At 60.4% G+C, this 11,717-nt stretch carries 19 protein-coding genes; all 19 read left to right on the forward strand.

The features are described from left to right. The first annotated feature begins 64 nt into the window (after nucleotides 1–64). The 19 genes from ROH8110_RS12270 (at nucleotide 65) to ROH8110_RS12355 (ending at nucleotide 11,712) form a co-directional block, all read left to right on the forward strand. The gene (locus ROH8110_RS12270) at nucleotides 65–1,156 is read left to right on the forward strand and encodes a vitamin K epoxide reductase family protein (RefSeq protein ID WP_245962843.1); all 1,092 of its coding nucleotides are present in this window, start codon (nucleotides 65–67) and stop codon (nucleotides 1,154–1,156) included. Nucleotides 1,157–1,244: 88 nt separating this feature from the next. Beyond that, a complete protein-coding gene (cueR, locus tag ROH8110_RS12275) occupies nucleotides 1,245–1,682 on the forward strand; it encodes a Cu(I)-responsive transcriptional regulator (RefSeq protein ID WP_085818082.1) in 438 nt (145 codons plus the stop codon). Between the two features lie 9 nt (nucleotides 1,683–1,691). After that, nucleotides 1,692–2,033, forward strand: coding sequence for a hypothetical protein (locus tag ROH8110_RS12280; protein WP_027263672.1), 342 nt, complete (start codon nucleotides 1,692–1,694; stop codon nucleotides 2,031–2,033). A 165-nt stretch (nucleotides 2,034–2,198) separates the two neighbouring features. Beyond that, the gene (locus tag ROH8110_RS12285) at nucleotides 2,199–3,626 is read left to right on the forward strand and encodes a multicopper oxidase family protein (RefSeq protein WP_245962844.1); all 1,428 of its coding nucleotides are present in this window, start codon (nucleotides 2,199–2,201) and stop codon (nucleotides 3,624–3,626) included. Between the two features lie 77 nt (nucleotides 3,627–3,703). Further along, nucleotides 3,704–4,579, forward strand: coding sequence for a beta propeller repeat protein (locus ROH8110_RS12290; RefSeq protein WP_176236608.1), 876 nt, complete (start codon nucleotides 3,704–3,706; stop codon nucleotides 4,577–4,579). Nucleotides 4,580–4,590: 11 nt separating this feature from the next. Next, complete coding sequence (locus ROH8110_RS12295) at nucleotides 4,591–5,088, forward strand: DUF411 domain-containing protein (protein ID WP_093743767.1); 498 nt, start codon at nucleotides 4,591–4,593, stop codon at nucleotides 5,086–5,088. A 4-nt stretch (nucleotides 5,089–5,092) separates the two neighbouring features. Beyond that, nucleotides 5,093–5,221: a hypothetical protein gene (locus ROH8110_RS18930; RefSeq protein WP_254903793.1), complete on the forward strand. Its 129-nt coding sequence runs from the start codon at nucleotides 5,093–5,095 to the stop codon at nucleotides 5,219–5,221. After that, a complete protein-coding gene (locus tag ROH8110_RS12300) occupies nucleotides 5,218–5,703 on the forward strand; it encodes a c-type cytochrome (protein WP_085818084.1) in 486 nt (161 codons plus the stop codon). Before ROH8110_RS18930 ends, ROH8110_RS12300 begins: the two co-directional genes overlap by 4 nt. After that, entirely contained in the window at nucleotides 5,700–6,272 is a 573-nt protein-coding gene (locus ROH8110_RS12305; protein ID WP_176236609.1) for a DsbE family thiol:disulfide interchange protein, read from the forward strand. Before ROH8110_RS12300 ends, ROH8110_RS12305 begins: the two co-directional genes overlap by 4 nt. Next, a complete protein-coding gene (locus ROH8110_RS12310; protein ID WP_085818085.1) occupies nucleotides 6,269–6,793 on the forward strand; it encodes a TlpA family protein disulfide reductase in 525 nt (174 codons plus the stop codon). Before ROH8110_RS12305 ends, ROH8110_RS12310 begins: the two co-directional genes overlap by 4 nt. Nucleotides 6,794–6,796: 3 nt before the next feature. After that, nucleotides 6,797–7,069: a hypothetical protein gene (locus ROH8110_RS12315; protein WP_074920681.1), complete on the forward strand. Its 273-nt coding sequence runs from the start codon at nucleotides 6,797–6,799 to the stop codon at nucleotides 7,067–7,069. Between the two features lie 37 nt (nucleotides 7,070–7,106). Next, nucleotides 7,107–7,388 (forward strand): hypothetical protein, encoded by a 282-nt coding sequence (locus ROH8110_RS12320; protein WP_027263680.1) that lies wholly within the window; start codon nucleotides 7,107–7,109, stop codon nucleotides 7,386–7,388. Between the two features lie 52 nt (nucleotides 7,389–7,440). Continuing rightward, nucleotides 7,441–8,196, forward strand: a complete 756-nt coding sequence (locus ROH8110_RS12325; RefSeq protein ID WP_027263681.1) for a DsbA family protein — start codon at nucleotides 7,441–7,443, stop codon at nucleotides 8,194–8,196. After that, nucleotides 8,186–8,827 (forward strand): SCO family protein, encoded by a 642-nt coding sequence (locus ROH8110_RS12330; protein ID WP_027263682.1) that lies wholly within the window; start codon nucleotides 8,186–8,188, stop codon nucleotides 8,825–8,827. Before ROH8110_RS12325 ends, ROH8110_RS12330 begins: the two co-directional genes overlap by 11 nt. A 17-nt stretch (nucleotides 8,828–8,844) precedes the next feature. Next, a complete protein-coding gene (locus ROH8110_RS12335) occupies nucleotides 8,845–9,279 on the forward strand; it encodes a copper chaperone PCu(A)C (protein ID WP_085818086.1) in 435 nt (144 codons plus the stop codon). A 5-nt stretch (nucleotides 9,280–9,284) separates the two neighbouring features. Then, complete coding sequence (locus ROH8110_RS12340) at nucleotides 9,285–9,842, forward strand: thioredoxin domain-containing protein (RefSeq protein ID WP_027263683.1); 558 nt, start codon at nucleotides 9,285–9,287, stop codon at nucleotides 9,840–9,842. A gap of 20 nt (nucleotides 9,843–9,862) precedes the next feature. Then, nucleotides 9,863–10,363, forward strand: a complete 501-nt coding sequence (locus ROH8110_RS12345; RefSeq protein ID WP_027263684.1) for a hypothetical protein — start codon at nucleotides 9,863–9,865, stop codon at nucleotides 10,361–10,363. Beyond that, nucleotides 10,357–11,091, forward strand: coding sequence for a cytochrome c biogenesis CcdA family protein (locus ROH8110_RS12350; RefSeq protein ID WP_027263685.1), 735 nt, complete (start codon nucleotides 10,357–10,359; stop codon nucleotides 11,089–11,091). Before ROH8110_RS12345 ends, ROH8110_RS12350 begins: the two co-directional genes overlap by 7 nt. Before the next feature lie 6 nt (nucleotides 11,092–11,097). Further along, on the forward strand, nucleotides 11,098–11,712 hold the full coding sequence (locus ROH8110_RS12355) for a class I SAM-dependent methyltransferase (protein ID WP_005613352.1): 615 nt from the start codon (nucleotides 11,098–11,100) through the stop codon (nucleotides 11,710–11,712). Nucleotides 11,713–11,717: the final 5 nt, after the last annotated feature.

Here is an 11,717-nt window from a genome sequence, read left to right on the forward strand (position 1 = left end):
AGTTTCAGGATAGTTGCGCCACACAAAGTGAGGCAGAACCGATTTAAGGGCAACGCGACAGCTGGTGTTCTGGACGCCAAACGCGGCCGTCTATGCCAATGACACGCTGATCGGCGCGCTGGTGATCGCACTGACGATCCTGATCCCGATGATGCCGGGGATGTCGCGTGAGGGGATGATGGACGATACCGACATCCCGCCCGGCTGGACTTATTGCCCTTCCACATACGTCCAGCGCCTGCCGATCATCGCGCTCGGTGTCGTGGGCTTCATCCTGTCGCGCATCCTGTCGGCCTACCAGCTCGGCCATGTAGACGGCGTGTGGGAGCCGTTCTTTTCATCGCCGGTCGCGCTGAATGGCACCGAATACATCATCACCTCCGATGTCTCAAAAGCCTGGCCCATTGCCGACGGCGGCCTTGGCGCGATGAGTTACATGTTCGAAATCATGATGGGCGTCATGGGCAGCCGCCTTCGCTGGCGCACGATGCCCTGGATGGTCGCACTGTTCGGCATCGTCGTCGGGCCGCTCGGTGTGGTCAGCATTTATTTCATCATCATCCAGCCGATCACCATCGGCACCTATTGCACGATCTGCCTGATGGCGGCGCTGGCCATGCTGATCATGATCCCATTCTCACTCGATGAAATCGTCGCGATGGTCCAGTTCATGGTCTGGAATACGCGCCGGGGCAGACCGTTCTGGCGCGCGTTCTTCAGGGGCGATGCTCTGCCCGGTGGTACAACGGGGGGCGAAATGAGTTTCGACGCGCGACCGATGCAGATTTTCCGACAAAGCGCGCGGGGCGTTACCGTTCCATGGACACTCGGGCTGAGTGCTGGGATCGGGGCCTTCCTGATGCTGTCGCGCCCAATCTTCGGTAACGAAGCGGCAATGGCGAACAGCGATCACCTGCTGGGCGCACTGGTCCTGACTACAGCGGTCATCGCCTGGGCCGAGGTCGCGCGTCCTCTGCGGTTCCTCAACATCCTCTTCGGCCTCTGGCTCGTCATCGCGCCCTGGTCCCTGGACGGAGGCACGGTGTCAGGCAGCCTTGTCGGTATCCTCGCCGGTATCGCTCTCATCGCGCTCAGCCTGCCGCGCGGGAAGCGCAGCGAGGAACACTATGGGAGTTGGGACAGGTTTATTGTTTGAAGGGTAATCACAAAAAAGTATCCGAGTGTTCTTGACCTTCCAGTAGGTGGAAGCCCTATCTAGTGTTTCAAGGAGAGGATTGTCAGCCATGAACATTGGAAATGTTTCGGAACAGAGCGGATTGCCGGCGAAAACGATCCGGTATTACGAGGATATAGGACTCGTGCAACCGTCGCGGCGTGAAAACGGGTACCGCGATTTCGCTGTTCAGGATCTGCACAAGCTGGCGTTTCTCGGCCGGGCGCGGTCATTGGGTTTCAGCATCGATGAATGTCGCACGCTGTTGTCATTGTACGAGGACCGCGAGCGGTCCAGCGCCGACGTCAAGGCGATCGCACAAAGCCATCTCGCGCAGGTGGACCAAAAAATCGAGGAGTTGCAGGCGCTGAGCGCGACGCTTCGTGATCTCGTTGTTCGGTGTCATGGCGATGATCGTCCGGACTGCCCGATAATGGATGATCTGACGCGTTCCGACGTCCGGAGACGCGAAAACATCCCGCTGGAACAACCCTCTGAACACTGGTAAATTAGCCGCATGCACTTTGTCGCCCGCCTCATCATGATAGCCGTCCTTGCCGCCTTCGCGGTAAGCTCGGTTGCGCATGCGGCCGGTTCGGCCAGGATGGCATCTGAAATGATCGCAGCCGGAGTTGAAATGGCAGGTGTCGGCTGCGAGGCATGTGATGACGATACGGCGGGAACCTTGGGCGTCGCATGTGATTTTGTCTGCAACTCAGCGGCCGCCGCCGCGGTCGTGGAAGCGTCGGCGGAACTTGGTCCACTTGCAGTTTCGAGCGCTCATGGACTGCCGATCGCGCGGGATCTTCGCGGTCTGACCAGCCCACCTGCCAAACAGCCTCCAAAAATCCTTCTCTGATCTGACACGCGCCGCGGTTTCGCGGCCGCAGTGTCATGCCGTGACGCCGGAGCAATGCCGCTCCGCGTTGCAGGTATTCCCCAACCGCAGTTGCCGCTTTGGCTCCGGCGGAGGACCGAATTATCAGAGAGCCCCAGACCGATGTCTTTGAAATGCAAACCTACCGTGACGCGCCGCGCCTTTGTCGCGTCGTCGCTCGCGGGTGTCATGTCCACCACTCTGCCTTTTCCGGGGGCGGCGGAAGCCGCCACCCAGAAATTCTCGCTCCGGGCCGCACAGGGAAGAACAAGGATTGTTCCTGAGCCACATTCCGACACCGCGGCCTGGTGCTACAACGGCAAGGTACCGGGCCCGGAGATCCGCATCCGGCACGGCGAACGCCTGCAGGTCGAGGTTACCAACGACCTTGCAGAGGAAACCACCGTGCATTGGCATGGTATCCGGCTTCCGAACGCAATGGACGGGGTGCCGCACCTTACACAGGTGCCGATCGCCCCGGGCGACAAGTTCGTCTATGAATTCGATGCAGTCGATGCCGGCACCTTCTGGTATCACCCACATCAGCGCAGCTTCGAGCAGGTCGGGCGCGGTCTCTACGGTCCCCTTATCGTCGAGGAGGCCAATCCCCCTCGTGTCGACCGCGAAGTTACCTGGGTGCTGGACGACTGGCGACTGACCGACGACGCATCGATTTCTGACGATTTCGGCAATGCCCATGACGTGAGTCACGCGGGCCGCCTCGGCAACACCGTGACGATCAACGGTCTTGTGCCGGAGACATTCGAGGTGGCATCAGGGGAGCGGATCCGCCTCCGCCTGATTAACGCCGCGAATGCCCGGATCTTCGCGCTCGATTTCGGGGACCATACACCGCGCATCATCGCGCTCGACGGCCAACCCGTCACGCCACATGACCCGCCGGGCGGTCTTGTCGTTCTTGGACCCGCAATGCGCGCCGACGTAATCCTGGATTGCATCGGTGAGCCCGGCGCGCAAGCCCAGCTTGTAGACCGTGCCTATCGCGGGAACGATTTTCGAGTCCTCGATTTCACCTACGCTGATACCGCCCTGCGCGAGGCCACACCCGACTGGCCGATCGCATTGCCCGCCAACCCCATTCCGGAACCAGACCTGAGTTCTGCGCAGCGTCATGAGGTGACGTTCACCGGCGGGATGATGGGCATGATGGTGGAGCGGGAGATGGGCCTGGAGCGGCGTGGCGGCATGATGGGCGGCGGGATGATGGGCATGATGCATGACGGACGCGGCATCTGGTTCGTCAACGGAAAAGCCGCCGAGGGGCATGTGCTCGACCCGTTCCTGACGCTTAAACGCGACGCAAGTCACATTCTGGAAATGACCAACGCGACCGCTTTTGATCACCCGATTCATCTGCACGGCCACTCATTCCGCGTAATCAGCCGAAACGGTGCGCCGACGCCGCATCGGGAATGGCAGGACACGGTGCTCATGGCGCCCCGCGAACGGGTCGAGATCGCCTTCGTCGCCGACAACCTCGGCGACTGGATGTTCCACTGCCACATTCTCGAACACCAGGCTGCGGGAATGATGGGCGTGATCCGCGTCGCATGAGCTCCGGAGGAGGACAAGATATGACAAACAGTACCTTGAATTTTGAGCCGGACAGACGCCACTTCCTGGCACTGGGTATGGGTGCAGCCGCAGTGCTCGTATTGCCCGGCGCGGTGCGCGCGGCCGACCGGGCGGCCGATATTCGAACGCTCGCCTTCGACGGCGACACGCTGCTGATCGCAGGCGCAACACTGAGGGCCAGCCTCGACGGCGGTCGCAGCTGGCAAGAGAGACCGACACCTTCCCCGGTCTCCTCGATCGCCACGCATCCTGCGCGTCCCGGACGTCTCCTTGCCGGACTGGCGCGGGGAGGGGTGGCCGTGTCCGGCGATGGCGGATCGTCATGGACTACCCGAAGCGACGGGCTTGCCTCCGGTGAGGTCACGGCGCTGGCTGTGGCCGCCGGAAACCCCGACATGATCTATGCCGCGATCCGCGGCGACGGCCTCTGGAAGAGCGAGGATGCAGGCGCAACCTGGGCCCTGGCCATGGACCGGCCCTGGCTCGACGCGGCCGAGCGCGACCCGCTGACGCTGGTATCGGTCGATCTCGATACCGGAATGGGCGGCATATGGATCTATGCGGGAACCGAGAAGGGCCTGACCCGCGTTCCGGACTGTTTCTGCCGCTGGCAGGACGTTCAGCCGGGCAATGCGATGGACGCTCTGGCGGCGGGCGACGCACCGCCTGCCGAGGCACCCCTGCCGGCGGACGAACCGGTCCTGTCGCTGGCCAGTGCCCTGACGGCACCGTCTAAGCTTTACGCGGCACTGCCCTCGGGGGTCTGGGCGTCGCAGGACGGCGGCGTGGTCTGGACGCACAAGGCAGAAGGGCAGGGGAGGGCCATCGCGCTTCACCCAAGGGACGAAAATCACATAGCCGCCCTCCTCAACGGCACCCTGAACCTCAGCCGCGATGGCGGCGCTACCTGGGCCGCGCTCGCGGTCGCATGATGGAGAACCCCATGAACAGAAGATATGTCCTGGCTTCGCTTGCTGCACTTGGCGTCGGCGGAACCTTCACTTTCACGACGCTGACTTCGGCACAAAGCACCGAAGACGCGACCGGTCCCGCAAGTACCGACGTGTCAGACGGAACGAAGCAGATCACGATCTGGCGCGATCCGGGCTGCGGTTGCTGCGACAGCTACGCCGATTATCTGGAAGAGAACGGCTATCAGGTGACACGCATCGACGATCGGGATTTTGATAAGCGCTCAATCGAAGTCGGCGTTCCCGAGCAGGGGCTCGGCTGTCATCTGGCCGAGATCGAAGGCTATTATGTCAGTGGATTGGTACCCTCGGAGATCCTGGAAAGGCTGGTCACGGAGAAGCCCGACATCACCGGCATTACTTTGCCGGGCATGCCTTCGAACGCGCCAGGAATGGCACGCGTAAAGACCGGTACGCTCAAGACCTATGCGTTCGGCGAGGGCGGGATCACCGTTTACTCCGATGAGTAACTGCATGGATATGATGACCGGCCCGATGATGGGGGTGATGATGTTCGGTGGAGGGCTTTTGCTCCTGCTCGTCGCCGCGGTTCTGCTGCTCAGCATCGTCGCACTCGTGAAATACCTCAGGAGTGCGACATGAGGCGGGCCGCAACAATCGGTGCCGCTGTTGCCACATTGACCGCGATCGGTGTTGCCGTCCTCGCGCAGTCGGAAAGCGACGAAGCTTCGGTGGACGGATTGACCTTCCTTGGCGACCCCGTGACTGTAGCCGACATCGCGGCAGGGCAGACGCTCTATGCTGAGAATTGCGCATCCTGTCACGGTGCCGATCTGGAAGGACAGCCCGATTGGCGGCGGCGTCTGGACAATGGGCGCATGCCCGCGCCGCCACATGACGAAACCGGCCATACCTGGCACCATTCGGACCGGAACCTCTTTATTGTGACCAAAGGCGGCGTCGGCGCCGTCGTGCCCGGCTACGAAAGCGACATGCCGGCGTACGATGGCATTCTGACCGACGACGAGATTGCCGATGTTCTCTCTTACATCAAAAGCACCTGGCCGGATCGACAGCGCGAATTCCAGGCGGAAGTATCTGCCAACGACAAAGGTGATTTATGAGCGTGACCGAGGAACCCCGCCGCCGGAAGGGTCGGCTACTAACTATGATGCCAGTCGCGATCTTCGCCCTCATCGGCGCGGGTTTTTATTGGGGGCTGTTCAATGGTGACGACACTCTACCCTCACCACTTATCGGCAAGGCGGTGCCCGAGTTCGACCTGCCGCCGATAGAGGGACGAGCCGACGGTCTGTCGACCGCCGACCTGAAAGGGCAGGTGTCCATCGTGAACGTCTGGGCGTCCTGGTGCGTGCCGTGCCGGGTAGAGATGCCCCTCCTGAACGAGTTGGCTGCCAGGGACGAGGTCGCAATATACGGCATCAACTACAAGGATCGTCCCGAAGAAGCCTTGGGCTTTCTTGATGAGCTTGGTGACCCTTACACCCGCATCGGCGCCGACCGGAACGGGCGCGTCTCCATCGATTGGGGCGTTTACGGCCTGCCCGAGACCTTCGTGATCGATGCCGAGGGCCGAATTGCCTACAAGCATATCGGCCCCTTTGACCGTCGTTCCCTGGAGGAAGACATCCTTCCCGTGGTGCGGCGCCTTCAGGAAGGAGCCGGATCATGAAACGACGCGAGTTATTGGCTGGTATGGCGGCGCTCGGCGTCGCGGGGCCGGTTCAAGCCAGACCATTAATGCCGCTTCACGAAAAGCCGCGGGAGATGCTGTCGCCACCTTTCGTCGATGGAAAAGGCCGCGATCTCACGCTGGCGGATTTCCGGGGCAGGGTCGTTCTGCTGAACATCTGGGCAACCTGGTGTGTTCCCTGTCGTGAAGAGATGCCAACGCTCGACGCTTTGCAGGAAAAGCTGGGCGGGGACGATTTCCATGTCCTGCCACTGTCCATCGACCGCGCGGGAATGAAGGTGGTGCGCCGCTTCTACGAGGAAATCGGCATTCGCCATCTGGGAATGTACCTCGCCGACAGCACAAGGGCGATGCTGGCATTCGGTGTACTGGGCCTTCCCACCACGATCTTGATCGATCGCAACGGTTTCGAGCGCGGACGACTTGTGGGGCCGGCCGAATGGGACAGCCATGAAGTCATGGCCCAAATCCAGACCATCATCAACGAAAGGAGTGAATAGCCAATGTCCGAAACATCACCTTACACCGAAACGCCGGAGGCACGTCCGTGGCGGCCGCAATTGGGACGGCGAAGTCTGATTCTTGCGTCAATGGCGATCATTGGCGCCGGGCTTTACTTGAATTGGGGCTGGGTGACGGCCATCGGAGCCGCGCCGCTGATCCTGGCCGTGGCACCCTGCGCCGTGATGTGCGGGCTTGGCGTCTGCGTGATGTGCAAATCCAACTCATGCGAAAAAAGTAACTCGGCCGCAGAGCCGAGCTTGTCGAGGGACTGAACCCGAAAAGCTCTAGAAAACCTGAAGGAGAAACTTAATGACACTTTTCAAGAACCTGAGCATGGCGACTGCCGTGTCCACACTTTTGGCCACCGGCGTGGTTGCCCAGGACAACACCGGTTTGTCCGGCCAGATGATGGACGGTGAGAGCGGCATGGCCGGCAACATGATGAACGGCGATATGTCCGGCATGGACGGCATGATGCCCATGATGAAGATGATGCAGAAAATGGGCCCGATGATGGAGGCCTGCACCGAGATGATGGAGGCAATGAACAACTCCAAGAATGAAACCGCCCCTTCGACCGACAAGGGCTGAACAGCCATCGCCGGGGGCTGATGCCCCCGGCGAGAAGGCGCGGAAAATCGAGATGACATTCAAAACTACCCACCAAATGCTTGGAGTTTTGCTTTGGGCGCTGATCTCTGCGCCCACGACGTCGCTGGCCCAGCAATCGACGCCGCTCGACCAGGTTGAGCAAGAGGCCATCAAAGCCTTGATCCTGCAAACGATCCGCGAGAACCCGGAAGTTCTAGTGGATACGCTCTTGGCCTTCGAGGAAGAGGCTCAGGCACAAGCCGAGGCCGAACAACATGCTGCTATTGCGCGCGTGGGTGACCTCCTGCTTGCGGACGGAAACACCGGCGTGATGGGCAATCCTGAGGGCGACATCGTGCTTGTCGAATTCTTCGACTACAACTGCCCCTATTGCCGACGCGCGGCCCCGGTCCTTTTCGAATTGATAGAGGAGAACCCGGACTTGCGCATCATCATGCGGGAATGGCCAATTCTCGGACCCGACTCCGAACTGGCGGCTCGAGCGTCGCTGGCGGCGATAAAACAGAACAAGTTCGAAGCATTTCACGAGGCGCTGATGGCACATCCGCGCGCCAATACCGTCTTTATAAGAAGGGCCGCTGAGCAGGCGGGGCTGGACTACGACCAGTTGCAGGCAGACATGGACGCGCCTGAAGTCGATGCCCATATCGCAAAGTCTCACGATCTCGCACGGCAGCTTGGAATATCCGGCACGCCGACGTTTCTGATCGGGGAAACACTTCTTCCTGGATTGTTGGAAAAGGCCGATCTTCAGGCGCTGATTTCGGAGGCCGAAGATGTCGATTGAACCCGGTGAAACCCCTCCGAAATCGCGGCTCCTGAGATCCATATTGTGGAGCACGATAGCTGTTGCGCTCGCTGGGCTAGCGATCTTTTGGGCTTTGGATAACTATCTTGGCAACCGATCGAAGGCCGTCCGCTATTCGGGTGAGGCGGATATTCGATCCGAATTTTCACTGATAGATCACACCGGACAAGAGGTGACACAGGCTGACTACGCCGACCGCTGGCAGCTTGTTTTCTTCGGTTTCACCAACTGCCCCGATGTTTGCCCGACGACACTGGCATATATGGCCAGCGTGCTGGACCTGCTCGGCAAAGATGCGGACCAGGTGGCGCCGATCTTCATCACGGTCGATCCGGAACGCGACACAGTGCCGGTCATGGCGGAATATGTATCAGTCTTTCATCCGAGCCTGATCGGCCTGACCGGAACCGAAGCGCAGGTTGCCGAGGCCACCAGAAATTTCCGCACATGGTACGAGCGGACCGAGGACGACAGCGCGCCGGACGGTTATTTCATGGCGCATGCCGGGCACATATACCTCATGCGGCCCGGTGGCGAATTTGAGGCGGTCTATCAGGAAGGCGGCCAACCGCCCGAGGCGCTGGCGCAGGAAATCCGCAAAAAGCTATAAACAATGGAACTTGCCAAATGAAAATTACGACACTTGCAACCGCGCTAACTCTCTGGCCATTTTTCGCATCGGCCGATGTAACGATATCGGACGGTTGGGCCCGCGCGAGCATCCTCGCCTCGCGTCCGGCTGCGGCCTATCTCACGCTCACGAGCAATCAAAGTGATCAACTGGTCGCAATCACGACGCCGATCGCTGGAAACGTCACCATTCACGCCGTCGAGACCGGCGGCGATGATGTTAGCCGAATGGTTGAGGTCGTCGCCTTGGACCTGCCCTCCGGAGAACCAGTGACCCTCGCGCCCGGCAGCATGCATCTGATGCTGATAGGCCTGTCGGAAAAACTCGAAGAAGGCACCGATTTGCCATTGATCCTGACATTCGCATCGGGTGCCCGAATGGAAATCAGCGTCCCGGTTCTCGGGCCGGGCGCAATGGGACCGCAGGAGTAACAGTCATGAAAAACATACTCCTGCTGATAGCCCTCGTCGCGGGCCGCCCGGCCTACGCAGATCATCCTGGCGACCGTCTTGACGAGGTGATGGCACAAAAAGAACCTGCTTTCACTGCCGTTGACCTCAACGAATTGCCGACGTTGAATCTGGTCGACGCTGACGGAAAACCGTTGGACTTGGAAAGCCTCTCCGATCAGGTCGTCGTTCTTAGTTTCGTCCCGTCCAACTGCGGGTTGCCCTGTGCTGATCAGCAGGCACTTCTTGAAAAGGTGAGGGGCGGAGTGAATGCATCTCCCATGCTGGACATGGTGACCTTCCTTGTGGTGACCGACGCCAGTGATCCGGTTCCCGGACCGATTGCCGAGAACGTGGTCATTGCTCGCGCAGAAGAGCCGATGGAGAATCTGATCGATCAGTATCGCGCGATTGTGCCAGATCCCGAGGCTCCGCTTGTGCATGTTATCGCGCGCGGCAACCGCCATTCCGGGGTCTTTGCGGGTTCCGCTTTCCGGCACATCAACATGATCCTGTACGTCAACGGCCTGACAAACGCACATTAATCGAAGAACGGACCCCCGGCATGACAGCGAATACCGAAACCACTGAGATGAACGACACCGGGTGGCTCTCCGTCATCCGCCGATACATTGTCTATACCGCTGTCGGTCATCTGATCTGGGAAATGGCACATATTCCGCTCTACACGATCTGGGTCGAAGGCACCTGGGGAGAAATTGTGTTCGCTGTCGTCCACTGCACCGGCGGAGATCTGTTAATCGCCATGAGCACGCTCCTGCTCGCCCTGTTTCTTGTCGGGGTGCACGCATGGCCGTCGGAACGCGCAGGGCGCGTCCTGCTTCTGGCGGTGGCCCTGGGCGTCTCCTACACGATCTTCAGCGAGTGGTTGAACATCGTGATCCGGGCGGCCTGGGCCTATCGCGACATCATGCCGGTGGTCCCCGTCATCGACGCCGGTCTCACGCCCCTGCTGCAATGGATCATCGTCCCGACCCTGGCATATTGGGCTGCCACAAGAGTGCCCTTGCGCAAGCTATTCAGGGGTGAACGTGGTTCATGGTAGATATCTCGCTTCTGGGGCTCACCGCCGCGCTCTTGGCCGGTACGATATCGTTTCTGTCTCCCTGCGTGCTGCCTCTTGTGCCAGGATATGTCTCTTACGTGGCCGGGCGCACAGCCGCTGAAGGCGGGGCGGCTGCGGCCTCGCCGTCGCGCGCGGTCTGGCTGAGCCTGTGTTTTGTCCTCGGCTTCTCCACCATTTTCATGGGGCTTGGCGCATCCGCGACAGCATTGGGTCAGGCCCTGCTTCAGTGGCGGTATGAACTCAACCTCGTTGGGGGCGGCATCATCATTGTCTTCGGGCTTTTCATGATCGGGGCCGCGCGTGTTTCGGTCATGGAACGCGACTTCCGATTCAATCTCAACATCCCCGGGGGCCAACCCGCTGCGTCTTATGTCCTCGGGCTTGCCTTCGGTTTCGGCTGGACTCCGTGTATCGGCCCAATTCTTGGCGCGATCCTGACAACCAGCGCGGCCAGCGCCACGATGGGCGAAGGCGTCATGCTCCTTGCCGTCTATTCCGCTGGCCTCGGGATACCATTTCTGATCGTTGCCGGTTTCACCGATCAGATCGCGGGCCGGCTCCGCGCCATCGGCCGGGTCGGCCGTCGCCTTCACCAGATTGCGGGCGTCGTCATGATCCTCATGGGCGTGGCGATGATGACGGGACAGTTGAGCGCGTTGTCGTACTGGATGCTTGATGCGTTTCCGGTTCTTGGACGAATAGGATAACAGCTCATGCGGTTCTACGAAAAACACATCCTTCCGGGCCTCACGCATCTCACCATGGGTCAGGAACAGCTTCTTCCCTACCGAAGGCGCGCAGTCTCAGGTGCGAAGGGGCGCGTGCTGGAGATCGGGATCGGCTCGGGCCTGAACCTCGCGCTCTACCCCGACGCCGTGGATCAGATCGTCGGTGTGGACCCTTCACCAGAACTCCTTAATCAGGCCGCGGAGGCTTCTCAGGGCTTGACACCGACAACGGAGATGATCGAGGGCGTGGCCGAAGCATTGCCGCTGGAAGATCGCAGCGTTGACTGCGTGATTGCTACCTGGACGCTCTGCAGCGTGTCGGAACCGGAGAAGGTGCTGGCCGAGATCCAGCGCGTTCTCAAACCTGACGGCGTCTTCCGCTTCGTCGAGCATGGAACAGCGCCGGAACCCAGCGTCCAGCGTTGGCAGCGCTGGCTCACGCTTGCCTGGAAACGTTGTGCCGGAAACTGTCACCTTGACCGCCAGACAGACACTCTGGTCGAACAGAACGGCTTCCGCATGGAGCGGCTCGACACCGGCTACGCGAAAGGTCCGAAACCCTTTGTTTTCATGTATGAGGGGCAAGCTCGCCTTTATTGAGGCAG

Source organism: Roseovarius halotolerans, from assembly GCF_900172255.1.
In the GTDB taxonomy this organism is placed as follows: Bacteria; Pseudomonadota; Alphaproteobacteria; order Rhodobacterales; family Rhodobacteraceae; genus Roseovarius; species Roseovarius halotolerans.

What these genes read in the sequence shown, in the direction of transcription:
- cueR (WP_085818082.1), top strand. Translation starts at nt 1,245, where the DNA reads ATGAACATTGGAAATGTTTCGGAACAGAGCGGATTGCCGGCGAAAACG.
- ROH8110_RS12280 (WP_027263672.1), top strand. Translation starts at nt 1,692, where the DNA reads ATGCACTTTGTCGCCCGCCTCATCATGATAGCCGTCCTTGCCGCCTTC.
- ROH8110_RS12290 (WP_176236608.1), top strand. Translation starts at nt 3,704, where the DNA reads ATGGGTGCAGCCGCAGTGCTCGTATTGCCCGGCGCGGTGCGCGCGGCC.
- ROH8110_RS12295 (WP_093743767.1), top strand. Translation starts at nt 4,591, where the DNA reads ATGAACAGAAGATATGTCCTGGCTTCGCTTGCTGCACTTGGCGTCGGC.
- ROH8110_RS18930 (WP_254903793.1), top strand. Translation starts at nt 5,093, where the DNA reads ATGGATATGATGACCGGCCCGATGATGGGGGTGATGATGTTCGGTGGA.
- ROH8110_RS12300 (WP_085818084.1), top strand. Translation starts at nt 5,218, where the DNA reads ATGAGGCGGGCCGCAACAATCGGTGCCGCTGTTGCCACATTGACCGCG.
- ROH8110_RS12305 (WP_176236609.1), top strand. Translation starts at nt 5,700, where the DNA reads ATGAGCGTGACCGAGGAACCCCGCCGCCGGAAGGGTCGGCTACTAACT.
- ROH8110_RS12310 (WP_085818085.1), top strand. Translation starts at nt 6,269, where the DNA reads ATGAAACGACGCGAGTTATTGGCTGGTATGGCGGCGCTCGGCGTCGCG.
- ROH8110_RS12315 (WP_074920681.1), top strand. Translation starts at nt 6,797, where the DNA reads ATGTCCGAAACATCACCTTACACCGAAACGCCGGAGGCACGTCCGTGG.
- ROH8110_RS12320 (WP_027263680.1), top strand. Translation starts at nt 7,107, where the DNA reads ATGACACTTTTCAAGAACCTGAGCATGGCGACTGCCGTGTCCACACTT.
- ROH8110_RS12325 (WP_027263681.1), top strand. Translation starts at nt 7,441, where the DNA reads ATGACATTCAAAACTACCCACCAAATGCTTGGAGTTTTGCTTTGGGCG.
- ROH8110_RS12330 (WP_027263682.1), top strand. Translation starts at nt 8,186, where the DNA reads ATGTCGATTGAACCCGGTGAAACCCCTCCGAAATCGCGGCTCCTGAGA.
- ROH8110_RS12335 (WP_085818086.1), top strand. Translation starts at nt 8,845, where the DNA reads ATGAAAATTACGACACTTGCAACCGCGCTAACTCTCTGGCCATTTTTC.
- ROH8110_RS12340 (WP_027263683.1), top strand. Translation starts at nt 9,285, where the DNA reads ATGAAAAACATACTCCTGCTGATAGCCCTCGTCGCGGGCCGCCCGGCC.
- ROH8110_RS12345 (WP_027263684.1), top strand. Translation starts at nt 9,863, where the DNA reads ATGACAGCGAATACCGAAACCACTGAGATGAACGACACCGGGTGGCTC.
- ROH8110_RS12350 (WP_027263685.1), top strand. Translation starts at nt 10,357, where the DNA reads ATGGTAGATATCTCGCTTCTGGGGCTCACCGCCGCGCTCTTGGCCGGT.
- ROH8110_RS12355 (WP_005613352.1), top strand. Translation starts at nt 11,098, where the DNA reads ATGCGGTTCTACGAAAAACACATCCTTCCGGGCCTCACGCATCTCACC.